Annotated in this window: 26 protein-coding genes; 19 read left to right on the plus strand and 7 right to left on the minus strand. The window is 52.0% G+C overall.

Annotated features, from left to right (window positions below):
* On the minus strand, window positions 1–568 hold a 568-nt coding region (locus BLW97_RS16990; protein WP_143214969.1), incomplete at its 3' end, for a helix-turn-helix domain-containing protein.
* 78 nt (window positions 569–646) lie between these two features.
* Between BLW97_RS16990 and BLW97_RS16995 the strand changes: the two genes are divergently transcribed.
* Window positions 647–1,165 (plus strand): zinc ribbon domain-containing protein, encoded by a 519-nt coding sequence (locus tag BLW97_RS16995; RefSeq protein ID WP_075324032.1) that lies wholly within the window; start codon window positions 647–649, stop codon window positions 1,163–1,165.
* Between the two features lie 398 nt (window positions 1,166–1,563).
* Here the strand turns inward: BLW97_RS16995 and BLW97_RS17000 are convergent, their stop codons facing one another.
* A complete protein-coding gene (locus BLW97_RS17000; RefSeq protein WP_077218524.1) occupies window positions 1,564–2,550 on the minus strand; it encodes a SprT-like domain-containing protein in 987 nt (328 codons plus the stop codon).
* A gap of 402 nt (window positions 2,551–2,952) precedes the next feature.
* Here BLW97_RS17000 and BLW97_RS17010 point away from each other — a divergent pair, with 402 nt between their 5' ends.
* The 6 genes from BLW97_RS17010 to BLW97_RS17035 all read left to right on the plus strand — a co-directional run bounded on the left by BLW97_RS17010 (window position 2,953) and on the right by BLW97_RS17035 (window position 7,481).
* Window positions 2,953–3,240 (plus strand): integration host factor subunit alpha, encoded by a 288-nt coding sequence (locus BLW97_RS17010; protein WP_075324034.1) that lies wholly within the window; start codon window positions 2,953–2,955, stop codon window positions 3,238–3,240.
* A 137-nt stretch (window positions 3,241–3,377) separates the two neighbouring features.
* Entirely contained in the window at window positions 3,378–3,467 is a 90-nt protein-coding gene (locus BLW97_RS20515) for an ATP-binding protein (RefSeq protein WP_075324052.1), read from the plus strand.
* Window positions 3,468–3,777: 310 nt separating this feature from the next.
* Window positions 3,778–4,917: a tyrosine-type recombinase/integrase gene (locus BLW97_RS17020; protein ID WP_075324035.1), complete on the plus strand. Its 1,140-nt coding sequence runs from the start codon at window positions 3,778–3,780 to the stop codon at window positions 4,915–4,917.
* A 1-nt stretch (window position 4,918) separates the two neighbouring features.
* On the plus strand, window positions 4,919–5,353 hold the full coding sequence (locus tag BLW97_RS17025) for a helix-turn-helix domain-containing protein (RefSeq protein WP_075324036.1): 435 nt from the start codon (window positions 4,919–4,921) through the stop codon (window positions 5,351–5,353).
* 54 nt (window positions 5,354–5,407) lie between these two features.
* Window positions 5,408–7,168: a site-specific integrase gene (locus tag BLW97_RS17030; RefSeq protein WP_075324037.1), complete on the plus strand. Its 1,761-nt coding sequence runs from the start codon at window positions 5,408–5,410 to the stop codon at window positions 7,166–7,168.
* Window positions 7,155–7,481: a GIY-YIG nuclease family protein gene (locus BLW97_RS17035; RefSeq protein ID WP_075324038.1), complete on the plus strand. Its 327-nt coding sequence runs from the start codon at window positions 7,155–7,157 to the stop codon at window positions 7,479–7,481. Before BLW97_RS17030 ends, BLW97_RS17035 begins: the two co-directional genes overlap by 14 nt.
* Here the strand turns inward: BLW97_RS17035 and BLW97_RS17040 are convergent.
* The gene (locus BLW97_RS17040) at window positions 7,438–8,271 is read right to left on the minus strand and encodes a hypothetical protein (protein WP_075324039.1); all 834 of its coding nucleotides are present in this window, start codon (window positions 8,269–8,271) and stop codon (window positions 7,438–7,440) included. The genes BLW97_RS17035 and BLW97_RS17040 overlap by 44 nt on opposite strands.
* Window positions 8,268–8,987, minus strand: a complete 720-nt coding sequence (locus tag BLW97_RS17045) for a hypothetical protein (protein ID WP_075324040.1) — start codon at window positions 8,985–8,987, stop codon at window positions 8,268–8,270. Before BLW97_RS17045 ends, BLW97_RS17040 begins: the two co-directional genes overlap by 4 nt.
* A gap of 180 nt (window positions 8,988–9,167) precedes the next feature.
* Between BLW97_RS17045 and BLW97_RS17050 the strand changes: the two genes are divergently transcribed.
* Window positions 9,168–10,073, plus strand: a complete 906-nt coding sequence (locus BLW97_RS17050) for a LysR family transcriptional regulator (protein ID WP_075324041.1) — start codon at window positions 9,168–9,170, stop codon at window positions 10,071–10,073.
* Window positions 10,074–10,111: 38 nt separating this feature from the next.
* Here BLW97_RS17050 and BLW97_RS17055 read toward each other — a convergent pair whose 3' ends face one another.
* From BLW97_RS17055 to BLW97_RS17060, 3 genes are all read right to left on the minus strand, one after another.
* Window positions 10,112–11,416, minus strand: coding sequence for an MFS transporter (locus BLW97_RS17055; RefSeq protein WP_207650645.1), 1,305 nt, complete (start codon window positions 11,414–11,416; stop codon window positions 10,112–10,114).
* 616 nt (window positions 11,417–12,032) lie between these two features.
* Complete coding sequence (locus BLW97_RS20520; RefSeq protein ID WP_404813220.1) at window positions 12,033–12,212, minus strand: DUF6338 family protein; 180 nt, start codon at window positions 12,210–12,212, stop codon at window positions 12,033–12,035.
* 380 nt (window positions 12,213–12,592) lie between these two features.
* On the minus strand, window positions 12,593–12,868 hold the full coding sequence (locus BLW97_RS17060) for an EamA family transporter (protein WP_226826186.1): 276 nt from the start codon (window positions 12,866–12,868) through the stop codon (window positions 12,593–12,595).
* Window positions 12,869–13,122: 254 nt separating this feature from the next.
* Here BLW97_RS17060 and BLW97_RS17065 point away from each other — a divergent pair, with 254 nt between their 5' ends.
* From BLW97_RS17065 to BLW97_RS17105, 11 genes are all read left to right on the plus strand, one after another.
* Complete coding sequence (locus BLW97_RS17065) at window positions 13,123–14,091, plus strand: IS110 family RNA-guided transposase (protein WP_207650646.1); 969 nt, start codon at window positions 13,123–13,125, stop codon at window positions 14,089–14,091.
* Window positions 14,092–14,177: 86 nt separating this feature from the next.
* A complete protein-coding gene (locus BLW97_RS17070) occupies window positions 14,178–15,530 on the plus strand; it encodes an IS1182 family transposase (protein ID WP_075324044.1) in 1,353 nt (450 codons plus the stop codon).
* Between the two features lie 264 nt (window positions 15,531–15,794).
* Complete coding sequence (locus tag BLW97_RS17075; RefSeq protein ID WP_075324045.1) at window positions 15,795–16,040, plus strand: FitA-like ribbon-helix-helix domain-containing protein; 246 nt, start codon at window positions 15,795–15,797, stop codon at window positions 16,038–16,040.
* Complete coding sequence (locus tag BLW97_RS17080; protein ID WP_075324046.1) at window positions 16,037–16,471, plus strand: type II toxin-antitoxin system VapC family toxin; 435 nt, start codon at window positions 16,037–16,039, stop codon at window positions 16,469–16,471. Before BLW97_RS17075 ends, BLW97_RS17080 begins: the two co-directional genes overlap by 4 nt.
* Window positions 16,468–17,349: a hypothetical protein gene (locus BLW97_RS17085; protein WP_075324047.1), complete on the plus strand. Its 882-nt coding sequence runs from the start codon at window positions 16,468–16,470 to the stop codon at window positions 17,347–17,349. Before BLW97_RS17080 ends, BLW97_RS17085 begins: the two co-directional genes overlap by 4 nt.
* Window positions 17,350–17,443: 94 nt before the next feature.
* Window positions 17,444–17,548, plus strand: coding sequence for a restriction endonuclease (locus BLW97_RS20575; RefSeq protein WP_455737646.1), 105 nt, complete (start codon window positions 17,444–17,446; stop codon window positions 17,546–17,548).
* Between the two features lie 491 nt (window positions 17,549–18,039).
* Complete coding sequence (locus tag BLW97_RS17090) at window positions 18,040–18,201, plus strand: HU family DNA-binding protein (protein WP_278278535.1); 162 nt, start codon at window positions 18,040–18,042, stop codon at window positions 18,199–18,201.
* 137 nt (window positions 18,202–18,338) lie between these two features.
* Window positions 18,339–18,614, plus strand: coding sequence for an HU family DNA-binding protein (locus tag BLW97_RS17095; RefSeq protein ID WP_075324048.1), 276 nt, complete (start codon window positions 18,339–18,341; stop codon window positions 18,612–18,614).
* A gap of 10 nt (window positions 18,615–18,624) precedes the next feature.
* Entirely contained in the window at window positions 18,625–18,972 is a 348-nt protein-coding gene (locus tag BLW97_RS17100) for a hypothetical protein (protein ID WP_075324049.1), read from the plus strand.
* 97 nt (window positions 18,973–19,069) lie between these two features.
* On the plus strand, window positions 19,070–19,285 hold the full coding sequence (locus BLW97_RS19260) for a hypothetical protein (RefSeq protein ID WP_143214970.1): 216 nt from the start codon (window positions 19,070–19,072) through the stop codon (window positions 19,283–19,285).
* A gap of 267 nt (window positions 19,286–19,552) precedes the next feature.
* A complete protein-coding gene (locus tag BLW97_RS17105; protein WP_143214971.1) occupies window positions 19,553–19,891 on the plus strand; it encodes a hypothetical protein in 339 nt (112 codons plus the stop codon).
* The last annotated feature ends 44 nt before the right edge of the window (window positions 19,892–19,935 follow it).

The following is a 19,935-nucleotide window of genomic DNA, read 5'->3' on the forward strand; positions in this document are numbered from 1 at the left end:
CATCCTTGCCGGGAGTAGCGAACAAGAGTCGCCGGGCATCCAGATCCACGAAGAGCGTGATGTAGTCGTGGCCGCGCCGACTGCTGGTTTCATCGACGCCGACGGCATGGACATGGGCCATATCCACTCTGGTACGGGCTTCTGGCACATGGTGGTCAATCACCCGCCACAGGAGCGTGTCGGTCTCGCCGACTAGGCGGGTTACTGTCAATACCGGCATCTCCCGCACCAGGGTCATGATCGGCGCTTCGAAGAGCAGGGTGAAATGCGAGCCTTCCCGTGCCCAGGGAACAGATATCTGATGCACTCCATGCTCCTGGCACTTCACACGAGGTACGCGGGCATGGAGATAGGCTTCATGCTGGAAGAAATCCATGTGCCGCCAAGTATGGTCACGGGTATCATGTACCGGACACTCCTCACCACAGACGGAGCAAGCAAAGCGACTACCCTTGGGAAAGTTGATGTGCAGATCCAGGCGTTTCTCCTCCACCGTGAAAGTCACATGATCCACCAACCACGGCAGAACCAATCCTAACGCGCGAGAAAACAGCTCTTCAGGGACCATCAACTAACTCCTATTCAGGGCACAACTGCTCCGCTGCATTGTAAACCCTACCCACTCGATCTGACGAAGAGCCAAAAAGTGGCTATTGATTTGGCCTCGCGCTACGAAGCTATCCTGATTGAAATGCCAGATCTCAAGAAATCAGCAGAAAAAGTCAACGAGAAAACGGGAGAAAAAACCGAGTTCGCCAAGAAAGCCCGGAGTGGGCGGGTCATGGCCGCACTGTATGTACTGGAATCAGCCATTCAATGGGCGGCATGCAAACATGGCTCGGCCGTATTGAAAATCAAAGGCGAAAAAACGGCGAGCGTATGCGCCCTCTGCGAAGGAGATCACCTGGAAGAAAAAGAGGAGCATGATAGCCAAACGCTGTACTGTCCGGATTGTGGAAGCACGGTTGACCGGAAATTAAATGGCGCCGCAAATGCGTGGAAGAAGGCAGCGTCAGATTTGGAATCCTTGGTCACCGAATACTGGGAAGAAACGCGTGAGAAACAGATGGGGAAAGCTGAAACAAAGCGACTGAAAAGCGAAAAAATGGCTGAAGCACGACGGTTGAAGCGACAGGCAGCATCACAGGCATCAGCCAGCGCTTGATAGCGCGGACCTCTATCAACGGCAAAAGCATGGGAGGTTCGCGTAGCAATGGAAATAAGGCATAACACGAATAATGCCCCATATCCTTGCCCGATAAAGTGCGGGGAATTGAAGGTTCGCGGAAACCTGGCTATTATTGTCGAAATTATGCGCTGTTAGGAAGCTACTATTACAATGGCCATTGCAGGGGCTTGGTTCCTGCAACGATATGAAGCACTCTATGTACGCTGCCGCTATAGCATTACAATGGCCATTGCAGGGGCTTGGTTCCTGCAACACGGTGAACAGTGTCGGTGCAGCGAGAAGTTATAGTGGCCATTGCAGGGGCTTGGTTCCTGCAACGTTGAGTGAGAAAATATAAATATTGATATTTTGAGTTATAGCGGCCACAACAAAAATTACGCCTGCACCTCATCAAGCCTTGAATACCCACAACCCTCATCGCCGCATACAACCGCTAACCCGGGTTTTCCCCAAAGCTGCATACCACAATTCGGGCAACGATATTTGGCTCTCGTGGATTTCTTTGGATGGCTCGACGGATAAACAATGCCTGATGGCGGCGTCATCGGCGCAGAAGGCGCCGCTTTGCGCCGTAACATCCCCGTTGGCGGAGCTGGCGGCCCGACAAAGGCCGTACCACCATCTTCACTACCAGAGGCGTCATTATCTGGCTGACCCGCATCCACAGGGCCCAGGGGCGGGACGGAGTACCGTACAGTCGTCCTATCATCATTATCCAGATCGGTACGATCATCCAGATCCGCGTAGTCATCACTAAATTCAGTCGGATCAACTGGCGGATACCGGTCAATCCAGCTTAACCGAAAAGCCTGCGTCACCAGTGCTTCACAACTTTGCGCGAAAGGGCCATCCTCGATGATGTAATGGGTCATGTGCTCACCGACCCGCCGACCGCCAACCCGCCCGGTGCTGCTAGGCATCAGCCCAATCTTTTCCATGAGATCGGCCCATTCCTTGTTGTGATAACGGCCCCTGCCAGGCGAAGCAAAATGAAACTGAAAACCATGCACCATCTCATGAACCAGGGTAGAGAGAACCGCATCGATAGAAGTAATAGAAAAATAGGAAGGATTCATGGCAATTTCGTCCACCATGGTTTCCCCATCGATACCTACAAATCGCTCACGCGAAAAATATCCGCGCGTCCGACGTTCCCGCTGCAGGGTAATCAGACACGGCGGTAGGGCTCTACCCAACAGGGGAGCGATAAGTGTCTTGTTGAAGTGATCGAAAGCGCTTTGCAGTTCGCCGTAGGCTTGTTCAGTAGGCCCCAGAAGTACAGGAACACCATCGACCGGACCCTCAGAAATAGTGTTTTGTTCGGTATCAGGCTCAATAACCTGAGAAGCAACAGTGGCCATAAGACGAACCCTCAAAAAAGCAATGATTATGATTTTATGAACATTCGCGGCTGATAGCAAATAAATATAACGAAATTACGTCTATTTTTACATTGAATATAATGGGTTTTTAGTTTAATTTAACCGTATGCAAGAGCCACAACCTAATCCGCACAAGGTTATTTGCGGAAGATGCCAGCACTTTCAGAGAGGTCCGCAACGACTCAGTGTAGGATTGTGCAGGCTGACGTTTGGAAGGGTCACGGACGACGGGATGAAAAAACCGGACCGCCAGGGATTGCCGCCGGACCCGAACCCAGGCAAAGGGTATGGTGCGTGCTATCCAATGGCGCAAAGGTACTGTGAATCGTTTGAACCACGGCAGCCCAGGCACAGCCAACCAACCAGCAAGGGAAACGCATCATGACCATTACCAAAAAAGAACTCACCAACTACCTGGTGGATATGACGGGGTTTACCGCCAAAGAAAGCCAATCCATGATTGAGACATTCTTTTCCAGCATAAAAGAAGCCCTGGCATCAGGAGAGGACGTGAAAATTTCCGGGTTCGGTAATTTCACCCTGCGCGATAAACCAGAGCGCCCGGGGAGAAACCCCAAGACAGGCGAACCCAAAGTAATCAAAGCCAGACGCGTGGTTACCTATCGGGCATCAAAAATCGTTAAAGACCAGATAGTTACCGATCAATAAGACAGAGGGTGGCGTCTATTAGTATTCATATCAAACTTTGTAGCATCTATTGATGGTATTGTGTAGCAACAATCATTGTGAATCACTTCATATAAGCAACTGATTCACCGTACAAGGTGTAGCATCAATTAAAGGAAATCAAATGCGCCCGTCCAGGAGAGATCAGTCTTGCACATCATGGCATTCTTTTTCTGGATGAAATGCCTTTCTTACAATATTGCCAATAATTTTTACAATATCCGTCGTTTTTTTAATAAGACATTGATTATAAAATAATTTATCAAACAAACCTCATGCATTTCCTGCATTAAATGCAAGTTTTCTGCAAATTGTTCTCCCATATTGGAAATCCCCACTAATCTGCACATCCCTTTTAGATTCAACCAGTTGGAAGTTTCTCATAGGCATGGGTTGATTTGATGGCTTATTGCATAAAATTCTCGTTTTATGCAAACAAAATGCACTTTACACACCAGTGTTTCAGTCTGCACAATACCGATATTGGCATTTCCACTTTCCGGAGATTGCATTCGCATCATGACCGTTCGCAGGCTGAAAACCCGACCCTCGACAGACACAGCAGCGCCGCAGCAGACGCCGACGGTCTGTTTGCCCACGCAGGATGCAGACCTGTTCCAGGGAATGCTGGCCGCTTATGTCACCCGACGCCGGGGAGCACTGCGTCATCAACACAAGAGCGTCGATCGCGATACCCGCATCATTCTGGAATTCCTGCAATTCTGTGGGAAGGCTCCCTGGTACTGGACGGAAGAGGCCTTTGAACAATGGAGTTACGAGATCGGAGTCGTTCGGGCACTGGCGGTTAGCTCGCAAAGGCATTATCAGGGCGCGATCCGGGGGTTTCTGGCCTACCTCATCGAAAATGTCAAATTCCGCAATGTGGTTCGTCAGAAATACGGTGTAGATCTTGCCCAAATCTGTCATGCAGAAAACTGCGTGCCCCATATCTCCGAACGCGAACTCAGCCGGGAGCGTCCCGCCCTCACCCACGCGGAGATCGACCAGTTTTTTGCTGCCTACGACACCGCCATTCAGGAGTCCTTTCTATTCCACAGCAAGGATTACCGTCCCCTGCAAAGAGATAAGGTCCTGTTTTATCTGACCTACGTTGCGGGTTTGCGGGCTTCTGAGACCCTTGCCCTGGATGTCTCTTCTTTTCAGCCAAACCCGGACATCCCTGCACTCGGCGATTTCGGACTGATCTCCGTGTGGGGCAAGGGGAGCCGGGGTAGCGGTCCACGGAATCGCACCGTGCCGATCACACATCCTCCTGCAAGCGATTTGTTGGCCTGGTACGTGGCTTCGGTACGACCAGAGTTCTTATCTGCGGCAGATGCCAATAATCCGGCCTTGTTCCTGTCCGAGCGGGGACGACGGCTAAGCCTCTCCACCCTGGAAGCACGCTTCCAGCACGGCATGGACCTGTGCGGCCTCAAAGATCGTGGTTTTACACCCCACTGCCTCCGGCATTCTTCAGTGACCCACGAGTCCATGCGTTTCAGTGCCGAAATGGTCCGCCGCAAACACGGCCACACCTATCAGGCCACCACTCAAGGTTACCTACATGTGCCCGATGACTTTGTCAATGATGAAATTAATCGAACCGTTGGTGGACACCTGGACAAAGTTTTTAAGCCAACAAAAACTGGTGCGTAAAATGAAAACATGCAATACCCTCGAATGGCGAATCCGAGTCATGATGGCCGAGCGCCATATCAAGACCATCACGGAGCTACGCAAACTACTGGAAACCGTAGGTGTGGAAATATCCACTGCCCAACTGAGTCGGGTGGTGGACACCTTGCCTACCCGGATCAGTTCGGACCTCCTGGCAGGGCTGACTACCGTGCTACGCTGCAATGTCGGCGATCTCGTCCGGGTTACCCGCCACTACCCAGCGCCCGGTATCGGTGGCTTTGGTTATTCCGCAGTTACAGCCACAGAATCCAGGGGGCAAAAATTCCCGGATAATACCCCTCCCAGCACTTCCCGGCGACGGAGAATGCCACCGCCCAAAGAATCCCTCAACGCCGAGGACATGACGGGTCCGATGGTCACGGCATTGCCCATTCCGGACCGGGGCAAACGGTAATATCTTGTGAAACCGGGAAAGACGCACAAAACCTGCAACGCTTGTGGCAGGGACATGACCAAAGCTACCGCCATAGCCGATGGGTTGGCCTATTGCGGAACCTGCTATGCCCGTTTGTTCAAAAAAGTGTCCTGCAACCAATGCGGGAAAACCATGCGTACGCTGGATGGCCGAACGCCAGCCATCTGCCGTTCCTGCAAGGTCAAAAATCGGCAGTGCGTACGTTGTGGCAAACCCGTCCCGCGCGCAGGGTTGACCGTGGATGAAGGAGTGGTTTGTCCTTCCTGTGTGCGCTACTACAAAGCTCCGCAACCCTGCATACTCTGCGGACAGTTGAGCCTGCGCCTAGCCCGGGATTTCCAGTCCGGTTTCATGGAGCCCGTCTGTGACCGGTGTCGGCGGAAAAGCTTTATTACCTGTCCCTCCTGCGGCAAGCATCGACGCCCCGCCGGCCCAGACGGACAAGGTCGACTGGTGTGCAAGACCTGTCTGGAACGGACCAGTCCCTTTTTATGCCCCCAATGTGGGCAGGAAGGCCGGGCACACAGCAAAACCCGATGTGAAGCCTGCTACTGGAAAGATCTGGTGGCAAAACGTCTGCAGGGTGCCTGCGCCCTGCTCACCCATGCCTGGGCAAAAGAGGCCTTTACCAGGTTCATACAGGCCTTGCGGGAGCGGATCGGCGCACAGCCGACCGTAATACGCATGGATAAATATTTTCTGTATTTTGCGAAACTGGATCTCCTGTTTGCGACGGCAGGAGAAATTTCGGCCGAAACACTTATCAGCACCCTTGGGAGGGAAGGTTTACGACGCTATGCCGTGCCGCAGGGGTATCTGGTACGCCAAGGGCTTGTACCCGCCATGAGCGACGAGCGCTTGCAGGCGGTCAGCGCCGAAGCCGCGCAAACCATCCTGCTGAAGGCTTCCGAAGGTCAATGGTATGCAGGACTGCTGCAGCGTTTTCAGGCCCATCTGGGTGAAATCAACGCCCGTTATCAGGCCCGGGGCTGGCATGGCAAGCAGCAGCGTTTTGGTCCCCGCACAATAACCAGTGCTCTGCGTAGCGCAAAACGGTTTCTGGATACGTTGGCCATTGGACCCGCCCCAGGTGTCCAGCATATCCAGCAAATGCAGCTGGACCATTTTCTGGTAGAACATCCCGGATATCGAGACAGTCTTCGGGCCTTTGTGCGCTATCTGAACCGTAAGGAAAAGATCTTCCGCAAATTGAAAATTGAATCCGTGCAACGTCATCTGCCCAAAGGGCTGATTCTGGACCGCGCACGTTATGTGCAACTGCTGCAAGACTGGTTTCAGCCCAATGACGCGGACCTCAAGGCGGCCTTGATCAGTATTCTGATGCTGCTTTACGCGCAAACAGCCAAAAAGATCATCCGACTGCGCCTGTCTGATCTCGCCCAAAACACAACGGATGGGTTGTATCGGGTCGTTTTCGGGCGTGCGGAGATCACCCTGGATCACCGTGTCGGCCAACTTCTGGACCGTTATCTTGCGCAACGCCGTGCTCTGGCCCCCCTGGAAAACACTGATGACAGCGACTGGCTCTTCCCTGGACGGCGGCATGGCGGTCACCTGCACGAAGCCATGGTCAGTTACTATCTCAAAAAACAGGGCGTGAGCGCGGATAGCCTGTTTTCCACCGCCATTTACTACGCTTATCTTGGCGGGTTAAGGCATCCCAAGGTGCTGGCCAGGGCCTTTGGCATCGCTGACCATACTGCTGTCAGGTATTTGGAAATGTTGGATCCACGGCTCACGGCCGAGGTGGAGGCCCGAATTGCCCGGCGATAAAATCTGGTGGCTGTATCTGATTGAGTGCCGAGGCGGTGGCATCTACACCGGGATCGCCCTGGACGTGGAAAAGCGCTATCAGCAACACAAGGCCGGGAAAGGCGCACGCTATACCCGCCTGAATCCGCCAGAACGCCTGCTGGCCACCCAGGCTTATCCGAATCACCGTCAGGCCGCGCAGGCCGAGGCCGCTTTCAAAAAGCTCCCTGCATCGGAAAAATGGCGCAGAGTGGCCGCCTGGAGTCCGCCATCTACTGCCTCATCGTCACTCATTCCGGGCGTGGCCTCTCCAACAACCGTTGCAAAGTTTTAGGAGCCGTGGTCAGGGTTACATCGACCAGTTGCGCCAGACCCTCCAATTCTTCTGCATAGGGACGGAAGTTCTTCGGGATGGTTTGGGTAAAGACGATGCAGCGCTCCGGGACCAGGAATTCCGATTCCACCGCCCGCTGAAAACTCAGCAATGCGTCATTGACTTTCTGTTGCATCGCGCGCCGGGACCCATGAAAAGCAATATTCTTGAAGGCCGCCCGAGGGTGCTCGGTAAGGGCGTAGGGAAACGTCGTGATAAACGGTTTGCCATCCACCCGGGGGAACTCCATCTCCACATCCCGGGCAAACCCTTTCTGGTAGATTACTTCCGAGACTTGCAGTGTTTCATCGATCCACTCGGCAAAAGGCTTGTCCGGCGGCCGACTGGGAAAGCCTATGAGGCGAAATTCCAAATCCAGAAGCACACTTTCGCGCGAGGGTGTGGCCTCATCCGGCCAGTTTTCAATGCGGGGTGGCGTAACTGTTATTTGGCGGTCCTCATTCGCAATACGATCCAGGACGATATCGACGGTTGCATCCCGTGCAGAGCGATGATTGCCCCAGGCGACCAGATCCTGTAACCAGTGCAGCCACTCGGCAAACACCCAATGCCATGCAGCCTGTTGCGGGGCGACGCTGCGATAATAGGCCAGGTTGACGCTTTTGTCCGCAAGCAAACCCAGTGCCCGTACATAGTATTTGTCATCAATTCGGGCCAGAAAAGCGAAATTCCGGCCTTCCTGCCGTGCAGGGGACTCCCGATACTGAAAAATCCGGTATTCGATCTTCATGACCGTGCCCGAATCACAGGTTCATGTAAGCGCACAATGCCTTCCAGATAACGCCGCCGATGTATCAGTGCTTCCGCAAGGGAAGATTGTAACACTTCAGTAACTCCCCGAAACGGTTTACCCATCTGGCAGCATTCGCGGATAATATCTTCGGACAGGGATGCAATACGCTGGGATTGCCGATGCAGCGATGTGCTCTGCACCCGCCCGTAAAAGGGATGAGAACGAACCAGCAAATCGCCCTGTTTGAGTTGGGAGATACTGTTCTCGGGTTTTTGATCAGCGCCCAGCAATGCATGACTATGATCGAAGGCCGCAAACAATTGGATGTGGGGGGTTGCGAGTGCCGCCTTGAGATTGCGGGCACGGTCTCCGTTGCCAATGAACAGGTCGAAAGCCACCAATAACGCGACTTGCTGCGGATAAATTTTGGCCACCTGATCGAACTGGTTTTCCAGCACATCAGGCAGATTGATGCCGGGGGAGTCCAGCATCAGGCTCGCGTAGGCGGGGCCATCTCCAGTACTGGTGAGTACCCCTTCGGCTATGGGGGCATGCAATGTTTGGGCTAACCGCAGGGCCACATATTCGTTGTAAACACAATGCGGGGCCTCCTCACCATCGAATTTCAGGGTCGCTTCCAAGGTGCAGAAGGCCGGCGTGGTGATCCCCGATTTGCGGGTGCTGGAGATACGGCGGATTTTATAGGTTTGCATTCATGATCCAAATTATTTATGGATATAATTGTCCAATGGATGTAAAAATATCACTTAGCTTAAGGTACAGACAACTGAGACGGAGTTCATTTGGATCATTTGCGCGGAGCTACAGATCTCAAGATCCTTCTGCGGGCGGCATTGGGAATCACTGTCTTCAGCAAACCATGGTGACATGTCTTGCGTAACCTCGATGATCTTATCGTTTTTATCCGTGTTGTGGATTGCGCTAGCTTTTCAGCCGCCGCACGATCCCTCGATTTAACGCCAACGACGGTCAGCAAACAAATCGCGCGACTAGAAAAACAGCTTAATATCGGTTTGTTTGAGAGAAGCACCCGCCAAATAAAAATAACGGATGAAGGGCGAGCTATCGCTGAGTGCGTACGGCCAGCATTGGCTCTTTTGGATGAGGCTGCTGAAATCGCCCGAGTGGGGTCGGCCGAGCTCAGCGGTATAATTCGCATTACCGCTCCGATTCCATTCGGTAGCCGCTACGTAGCAGCCGCAACGGCTGTATTTCGAAAGCTTCATCCCAAGGTCGGCTTCGAGTTGTATTTGACGGACCGAATCATCAATTTATACGCAGGTGATGTTGATGTGGCGTTCCGGGTTGCTCATCTCAACGACTCACAATTAATCGTTCGCCGTTTCGGCAATAACCGACGCATTTTGGCCGCATCGCCCGAGTATCTGAAACGCAATGGCATGCCCGGGCATCCGAAGGACTTGACTAAGCATACCTGCCTTCTCTTCTCTTATCCGGGTTTGTTACAAAATAATTGGAACTTGCACTCGACCATCGTTGCCGCAGAAGAAGTGATCTCTGTGAACAGCGATCTCGTGACCGATAGCGGAGACACGCTCCGAACTTGGTGTGTTGAAGGGTTGGGTATATCGCTGAGAGAAAGATGGGATATCGCAGACGAGATTCGGACGGGTAGATTGATCCACGTCCTTCCGGACTGGGAGGAGCAAGCAAAGCCAATCAACTTCGTTCGTCCGAAAAGGCATCCAACACCCAAACGCATAAGCGCGTTCAGTGAGTTTCTTGCTGATCTGTGGCGTATCCCCCCATGGGAATAATAGGAAAACCCATAGGCTGCAGATACGATGGGCCGTTTTCAGTTCTTTTCATCTGCATGCGCAGCTTTTGTGATTCGTGCCGGTGCCTTCATGGAGGGTATGGTGACCTGCCAAATAAGCGTAAGGATCGAGATCGCAGCGATGCCCGCCCCGATCGGTGCCAGTGATTGCAGTCCCCAGGCATAAATCGCCACGCCGCCGATACAAGAGCCCGCCAAGACGCCTACATTGAAGGCTGCGATGTTCATGCCTGAAGCGACATCCATATTCTGCGGCCGGTGACGCTCGGCCAACATGAGTAGACGCGACTGAAGCGGCGGAATGGCTCCATAGGTAGTGAAACCGAGCAACGCCACCAGCCAGATCATGGCGATATACTGGTGCAGCGAAAAAGCAATTAACCCGAGCGATAGCATTATGCCAAAAAGTAGAATAGCCGATGCGCGATCTATCCCCTGACTGTCGGTAAGCCGTCCACCCATCACGTTGCCGAGCGCTGCGCCAAAACCGTAGGCGAGTAACGTCAAACTGGCGATCTCTACGCTAACCCCAGTTATCTGAAGCAAGATCGGTGAGATGAAGACGTAGAGAGCAAAGGAGCCTGTAAAGGAAAGCATTGGGATGCTTGCACCTGCCAGAAGCTTACGGTCAAACAAAACACCGAGATCACGCCAACCAGCCCCCCTCGTGGTGGTCTCGCCTGAATCGGCGGGCATCAGTGTAGCGATGCCTAAACTGCCGATCAGTCCGCAGGCAGCAATAACGATGAAGATTATTTGCCAATGTAGGGTGCTGCCCAGCCAAGTTCCGAACGGCACCCCAAGTGACATAGCGACTGTTAAGCCGCCGAAGACCAACGCTAGCGCCATACCGGCGCGCGGAGGTGCGACAAGATGGGTAGCGACCCTCGAAGCCACCGCGAAGAATACACCGTGGGCCAGCCCCGATAGAAAGCGGGCGCACAGCAGCAAAGTCAAACTTTCGGAAAAACCAGCAATCAGATTACCGGCACTGAATACCAACATGGCGACAAGGATCAGGTGCTTGCGTGACCATTTTGCGGCGAAAGCCGTCAGGATTGGTGCACCGATGACAACACCGGCGGCATAGGTGGTAACTACTAGGCCAATTTCGCTGATATTGACCTTGAAATATACCGCCATGACGGAGCTGAGACCCATGGGGATGAACTCACTGAAGCCGAAAGCAAAGGCGCAAAGAGAGAAGATATAGATGATAGGTGGCATGGACCATCCTTTGTTCAAATGATCAGATTCCTGCAGGGCTTTTGAGATCAGGCGAAACGCACTAATTTTGCCGACAGAATGCGCTTTGTGCGCCATCTTAAAAAGGTTCATAATTGGATAATACTTATGACAACCCAGTATAAATCTGCGTATTTTGGCCCATCATTGGCGGGGGTGTTAACCAGCGTCATTTTTTTGCCATATGCCAGCATCACGCTTTTACCACACAAATTCGTTGAAAACGAATATTTAACCGTCTGATAGATCGAAATAATTTACGGAATATGGGTCCGATCATGGGTAAACCATTTTGACGCTGTTTTCTGCTAAAAACTGATAAATCTCAGGCGCTGCTTGACACGTTATGAACTTTTCGACATAATGATCCAGGATGAAACATTAAATTTGAGCCCAAATCCAGAGAAGGCAAAATCAATGGGTTACGGAGTTTTCAGGATGATACTTTTTTGTCACTGAACACCAGGAGGCGGAGCAACGATGTATCTATCGAAAAACGGCTTAAAGTATAGGATTTTTGAAGCGTTACCGAACTTCCCAAGGAAACGGCTGTCAAAAAACTACTGAAATCATTAAAAATGGGCATAATATCTTCCGTAGTTGCGAAAACGGGTATTAAAATTCTACCCATTCACTATTTCGCTTAGATTTTACCCGACTGAATTTTGAAAAAATGCCCTTTTTCTGCCAGGCACTAAATAGGCCAAAAAAGGATAGCGTAGTTCAAACAGCTATATGAAACAGCATCAATTACTTGCTTTGAAGTATCGACTTGCGTGGATGGTGATAAGAGTTCATACACCTTAATGGCAATAAACCCTGGCACCACGAAAGCGATGAACAATACCAGCTTGTTTTCATCCCATATGTTCACGGCTAATCTCTTTTCGTATAACGTGACTGAGTTTAGCGGCGTTCCGCTAATATGGTTTGCCAGCTGGCACTACTCTTGCGCGGGACCACCGTTCCAATGCGCAGTATAACCTTCCTATACAATCCCAAGTCACAAGCAATTCCATCCGTTGATACTACTCGTCTCAAAGCAATACGGGAAGGTCCGCTTCCGCTGCTTATGTGTCATTGGGTGTAGCGCAAGCACAAGGGATGTCCGTAGGCGCCAGGATGATACGCTATTGACCGTTAACAGCATATCGCCTATGGCATCCTCAAATCCGGTCAGCCGTTCGAACCTGAAAAAACTCTTGCATAGGCGTCATCAAGACGGTATCAACCTTGACAGACGCCGCTCCAAACTCAGCAAATATCTGGAGCGACAATGCATATAGCACCGATGACAATAAGCAATGTTGCAATAATTTCGACGCGACCAAAACGCTCCTTAAGGACGTGGTGACCGAAGAGAAACACCAACAGCGTGTCGATCTGTCCCAGTCCCCGAACCAGGGCCACTTGGGTTAGAGCAAAAGCGCTGAACCAAGCCCAAGAACCCAGGGCCGACAATATGCCAACGGACCAAGCTACGCGCCATCCGCCCAGACATTCCCACAACTGGTCCTGTTTCCGCCACAAAAGATAGCTCCCTAGCAGGCTTATGTCTTGGAGCCAGTCAGTATGTACTGGTACCCTTCGGCTGATCCCCGGAGCGAGGCAAGATAGATTGTTAGTAGGCCAAGGAATTGATCCTGTCCGACAGATTAATCACTTGCCTCAACTTTGCCACCCAGTTCGGACGGTATCCGAGGCCTGCATTGCGCATGAGCCTGCACAGATAAGGATGAACCGGCATGGTCCGTAGATCGCCATGATGCTAGTCAAGGAGGTTTATGATGAATCCAGTTTCCTGTGTTGGTATTGATGTAGCGAAAGCCAAATTCGATGTTGCCCTGCTGAAACCCGATGGTAAATATCGCAGCAAGGTCTTTTCCAATAATTCTGAGGGGTTCCGGCAATTCCGGGATTGGTTGGAGAAGCAGGAGGCTCTCAAGGCTCACCTCTGCATGGAAACCACTGGCGCCTATGGCCGAAGCCTGGCGCGCTTTCTGGCGCAACAACAGTTACTGATCAGTGTAATGAATCCAGCCTTGATTCACGCCTTTGGTAAAACCGAGCTGTCACGGGCCAAAACAGACAAAGCGGACGCCCGGCTCATTGCCCGCTATTGCCAGATGCACCGACCTGCCCCTTGGGTGCCACCGGCAGAAGCCATTGTGACTCTCCAGGCTTTGGTGCAGCGTCTGGACGACCTTCTGGGTATGCAGAATATGGAAAACAATCGCCTCGAAATGGCAGAGCCTGCCGCTCGCGCGTCCATTGAAGCCCTTTTGCTTACCATCCATCAGCAAATTGACGCCGTCCGCCGACAAATCCAGGATCATATGGATGATCACCCGGACCTGAAATCCCAAAAGGCGCTCCTGCTGAGTATTCCCGGCATCGGCGAGGTTACCGCAGCTATGCTGCTGGCTTTCCTGAGCCCGCTCACGCGCTTTCATTCCGCTAAACAGGTCGTCGCCTATGCGGGACTCAACCCGCGTATTCGTGAGTCGGGCCAGTGGGCCGGTAAAAGCCATATTGCCAAGGCAGGCAATGTTCTTCTACGCAAGGCGCTGTACCTGCCAGCCGTAGTAGCCAAACATTACAATCCAGTGATCGCCGCCTTTTGCGATCGGTTACTATCACGGGGTAAATGCCCTATGCAGGTGATCATTGCCGCCATGCGCAAGCTCCTGCATATCGTCTATGGTGTCCTCAAATCCGGTCAGCCGTTCGACCCTGAAAAAGCTCTTGCATAGGCGTCATCAAGACGGTATCTGTCGGACTTTCCCTTTGCCTAAAATTATCGTATAATTACTTACGATTCAATGTGATGAGTGATTTTATGGCCCACTTCCTCGATACTGACCGCAAGACCGATTATCTTCTGCCCCCCTCCATGGACGACTGGCTCCCGGAAGGGCACCTGGCCCGTTTTATTGTGGAAGTCATTGATCAACTCGACCTCTCGCTACTGGTCCAACAATATGCGGGTCGTGGTCATAAGGCCTATCATCCGGCCACCCTCCTGGCGATTCTGGTCTACGGCTATGCCAACGGGGTCTTTTCCAGCCGTAAACTGGAACAAGCCACCTACGATTCCGTGGCTTTCCGTTACCTCGCGGCAGGCAGCCATCCGGATCACGATACCCTGGCCACCTTCCGTCGCCGTTTTCTGGGCGAACTGCAAGGATTGTTCGTGCAGGTGCTGGAACTGGCGCAGGAGATGAAACTGCTGAAGGTTGGCCGGGTGTGTCTGGATGGCACCAAGATTCACGCCAACGCTTCCAAACATCAAGCCCTGTCCCATGGGCATATTGAACAGATGGAGCGCCATCTCCAGGCCGAAGTACAGGAACTCTTTACACTGGCAGAACAGGCGGATCAGTCCGGGATTCCCGAGGGCGTGAATCTGCCCGAAGAGATCCAGCGCCGAGAAGACCGGTTGGCCGTGATGGCAGCGGCCAAGGCGAAGATTGCCGAGCGGGCACAGGCCCGTTATGCCAAAGAGAAAGCGCAGTACGACACGCAAATGGCGCGCCGTGCGGAACAAGAAGCCCTGGGGCAAAAACCCCGAGGCAAAGCCCCCCAGGCACCGGACCCTGCGCCTAAAGCGCAAGACCAGATCAATCTCACCGATGAAGAATCCCGCATCATGCCGGTCTCAGGCGGTGGCTTTGAACAAACCTATAATGCCCAGGCCGCCGTGGATGACCAGACGATGCTGGTGGTAGCCACCGGGGTCAGTCAGGCCCCCAATGACAAGGAACAGGTCATCCCCATGCTGGAAACCCTCCAGGCACAAACAGCGCAACTGGGACCAATAGCAGCGCTGGTGGCCGATACGGGTTATTGCAGCGAAAAGAATGTGGAAGCCTGCGAAGCACTGGGGATCACCCCATTCATTGCCGTGGCCAGAGAAGAACACCATCCCGACTGGCGGCAACGGCATACAGAACCGGAAGCCCTCCCGGAAAATGCGACCCCCATGCAGGCGATGATACATCGTCTGAAGACCCAGGCAGGCCGAAGTGTTTACCGTCTGCGCAAACAAACCGTAGAACCGGTCTTCGGTATTATCAAATCGGTGATGGGATTCCGGCAGTTCTCCTTGCGCGGCCTGCGTCAGGTTCAAGGAGAATGGAGTCTGGTCTGCCTGGCGTGGAACATAAAACGCATGGCCGTATTGCGTCTGTAGGGCAGGAAAATGCAGATAAACCGCAAAAAACAGGGCAATAATGGCCGAAATCGGCTCAAAATGAACCATTTCAAAAAAATCAGGCTAAAATTTGGCGGTAGTCCGAAGTTAAAACCGACGGGCTGCTAGAGGTCGTTCCCTGTCGGCGGGATTTCGCCAAGTGATTCACCGAAAGAACCATCGGGCGGCCTTCGCGGCCTATTGTTGCCTGCAATGAATGCAATGCCTATACTAAATCGAAATTGGCGAAAACGCGGGGTTATCATGGCCATCATCACCATTCGGAACCTGGATGAATCCGTAAAAACCAGCCTTCGCATCCGTGCGGCGACTCACGGGCTCTCTATGGAAGAAGAAGCCAGACAGATTCTACGTGCTGCTTTGCAATCGCCGGAGCAACAGGGAGGCAATCTGGCACAGAGGATTCGAGCTCGGATAGAGCCTCTTGGTGGAGTGGATTTGCCGACCATGTCCAGAGATCCTGTTCGGGATCCTCCCCGCTTCCAATGATTGTACTGGATACTAACGTTATTTCAGAGTTACTTCGCCCTGCTCCAGCCGGACAGGTCATGTCTTGGATAGCCGCCCAGCCATTAGATAGCATCTACACGACGAGCATCACGCAGGCAGAGATGTTTTATGGAGTGCGTATCTTGCCGAAAGGAAATCGCCGAACCAAACTCGAACAGGCTATCGCTGCTATCTTTCGGGAAGACTTTGCGGGGCGAATACTTCCCTTTGATGGAGGCGCTGCAATAGCGTTTGCAGAGATCGCCGCTCAGAGAAAGTTGTCTGGGCGGGCTATTTCCCAGGCGGATACCCAGATTGCCGCCATCACCCATTTTCGGCGGGCGCATCTGGCCACCCGCAACATCTCAGACTTCGAGGATCTCAGCATTCCGCTTATCAATCCTTGGGTATCGCAGGAAGCATCATCATGATGGAATTTCACCCACACGCTGTTGCCTATCTGGATATTTTGGGGTTTTCAAACTTTGTGAAGGCGGCAGAGGAGGACCCGATCAAGTTGAAACAATTAGATATATTGTTTTACGAGATTATCCCAAGAGAAATCAGCTCGGAGGGTAGAAATTCCGCATTTCCAGACGATATGGAGCTGAAGTGTTTGAGCTGTTCAGATAGCTTGGTTATCTCTGCACCGATCTCCGAAAAATCACCGTACCCTCCGCTTGTTGCCATCTCTATTAAGGCCATACAAATTGCACACGCGCTACTGGATATGGGATTCTTGGTGCGTGGCGCCATTGCCGTTGGGAATGTCCATTGCACTAAATCAAACATCTTTGGGACTGGTTTTCAGCAAGCGGTAGAAGGGGAAAAAACTGCAGTTGACCCGCAAATAATACTAAATGAATCAGCAGTGCAAGCACTGGATGGATTGAAAGGCTCTATTTATGGCAATTTAGGCATATTTGCAAAAAATAATTCAGGCCAGATTATTCTGGACTCGATTTACCCAGAACAGCATTATCTTCCCAACAAAAATGGTGATGTTGAAGAATATTTCAAGAAATATCGTCAGATAATTATGAATAATCTTTCCCATAGAAACCCAGAAGCAAGGCGGAAGTGGCTCTGGTTTTCTGGCCTATTTAACGCAAACGTCAAGTATTTCACAAGCCATTTCGGTTTTTTGAAAGATAAACCTATGGTGATAAGTAATGATGAATTGCCAGATATTGTAATAAATTATCTGAACCCGCCTCCTGCAGATACCACCTGGTTACAGGAACTATCCCCGCAGCCTCTCTATGTGAAAATAAAAGCCCCCGAATGCTCACCCAAAGAAGAGAACTGATCTCCCATGCCCGCAAACACCATCCACGACATCCTCGCCCAGTTCCGCCTACACCGTCGATCAGCGCGGCAAAGGCGATGCTTTTGAGCGATTGATGGCGGCGTTTCTGCGCCTTGATCCTTTGTTCGCGGATCGTTTCTCCGGTGTGTGGCTCTGGAAAGACTGGCCGCAACTGCAGGAGCACGGCTTTACGGCCTAGGATAAAGGCGTTGATCTGGTGGCCCAGGAGGGTGTTAATCATTGTCATCCGTTTGCCATTTGTCAGCATCAGGTATTTACCACCCCATATAGCGGAATATGAATCATTAGTCCGTTGAAATATTATGTTCATTAGCGAAATACTGAGGCTCTCAATGGCGAACCATCCAAACGCTGATTTCTGCTGAAAACTGGCTATTCACCAGCGCTGTTTGACACTTTGACGAAGTCACCAATCTTTCCAAGGCTTATGGATGGGGATGAAAATGACTACCTGCCTTTCTTGGTACCGAACGCAACAGGAGATCCGAAATACGCACCAACTTTTTGACAAGATGTTCGTTGGATGTTTCGCTATAGCCATATATTTAAGCAACAATAGGCCATGTTCCATGAGGCGCAATGAATATTTTCAATTATCATTAATATTGTTTTGATTATAAAGGTATTTTTTTGTGCAACATATTCCATATATAATAAGAACGTATTGAGATTCGGGATTTTGGGGCGTTTACCCTGCACATTATTGCGGCCCGCGCGGGACGCAATCCAAAGACGGGAAAATCAGTGGATGTCCCCGAGAAACGGACTGTGCATTTCAAACCCGGTAGGGCGATGCGCGTACAAGCCAATCAGAATAAACGTAGCTTTTGATGAAATGACACTGATCACCGACATCACTTCTTCGGGGGACTACTATCCACCACGCAGCACCTGTCCATACACTGCATTGCGCATTTTATGACATTCCTTTACATTCCGAAGAGGCGTATTTTTGAAAGGGGTCTCTCATGAATAAATCCGAATTTGTCGCCGCACTGGCCCTGCATGGTGCCATGTCCAAAGCGGACGCAGAAAAATGTTACCAGGCGTTTCGACAGACTCTGGAGACCGAATTGCTGGTCGCCGGAAAAATCACCTTTCCCGGATTCTGTTCTGTTGAGATCGTGGATAAACCTGCGCGTAAAGCGCGGAACCCGGCTACGGGACAGGAAATTGAGGTGCCTGCCAAGAAAAGTATCAAGTTCAAGGCGGGGAAAGAGTTTGCCGATAAAGTGAATCACTGAAGGATAGAACATGACAGAAAGCCAAAAACGGGTGCGTCGCACCCCAGAACAACGCATCGCGGATCTGGAGAAAAAGCAGGCAGCGATTATGGAGCGTCAGAAAGCGGCGATGGTCAGAATCGAGGCCGCGAAAAAACGGCTGATGCAGTCTCCATCAGCCCGTAAGGACAGAATGAACCAGGACAAGCGCTTTGTGCGGGCGGCACAGGCCTTGGCTCCGGAATGGGACTCTCGACATTTTATCGCCGCCATCGAAAAGGCCCTTCAGGAAGATGCGGAGGTTCTGCAGGCGCGTGGAGAATCCCTGTTGAAAGAACATGTCCAGCCCAGGCGGGGTAGACGGCCCCGGATGGATTGAGGCGCCTTTCAAAAGACCCAGATACTGGCCGGGCGCTCACACCAGAATGATCCCTTCCGCCTGATAATGATGCAGAACCCTCCATTCGGGTCAGCAGGTGCCGGTTTTACAGATCCGGCGGTATCCTATCGTGCAGGAGTCTCTACTGGAGACTGTGGACCCATTGCGGCAAGAGCCGGATCGCGAATCCCTCCGGGTCACTTTGTATGGAACGGCCGAAAAGGGCATACAGAGGGATTTCTTGCGAGAAACCTTGTTCAATCTCGTGCGTATCATCCAGGAAAATCGATGGGATAATCTGGACATGCCGTGAGCGACAGCAGCATCCTGCGTGGCTTGTCGGTATTCGCTCCGGTTTAAATCCGTTCACGGACGACGTCTGATGGGTAGCCACCCATGGCAAGGTCGGGGTGACAAGCTTTAGGCCTGTGGCTTATCACCGCCAAAAACAGGACGGTCATCTGAAGCACTCCACCCCGATAGCATGGAACTGTAAAGGATTTTAGACGGAGAGGGCAAACTGACCGTCCTCTTTGCATATGGAAACCGCCGCCTCTACTTAATGGAAAACTTAGATGGCATGAGCAGCAACTTGATCACCAGGTATAGCGACACTGAAATACGCGGGCTCCTTTACCAGGCGCGCAATGGGCATGTGAATGCCCAGCGTTACCTGGGGGTCTACTGGTTTCGTACCGAGGAAGCGGAGCGGGCTATTTACTACTGGTGCGCCGCATTCCCCCACGGATGTCACTGGTCGCGCTACTACTATGGCAAGGCCCTGTACCAGGGTCGCGGAACCGCCCAAAATCACTTTTGGGCGTTGCGTCAGTGGCGGCTTTTGAGTGGTCATCCCAGTTCGGTAGGCCGCCTGGCGCGCCATGCCCTTTACCTATATGCCACGGAAATGACGGACTAAGCGCTAAGCGCCGGTATGGATTTATTGTTACCGCAACGAGTGGA

This window comes from Acidithiobacillus albertensis, from assembly GCF_001931655.1.
GTDB lineage: Bacteria > Pseudomonadota > Gammaproteobacteria > Acidithiobacillales > Acidithiobacillaceae > Acidithiobacillus > Acidithiobacillus thiooxidans.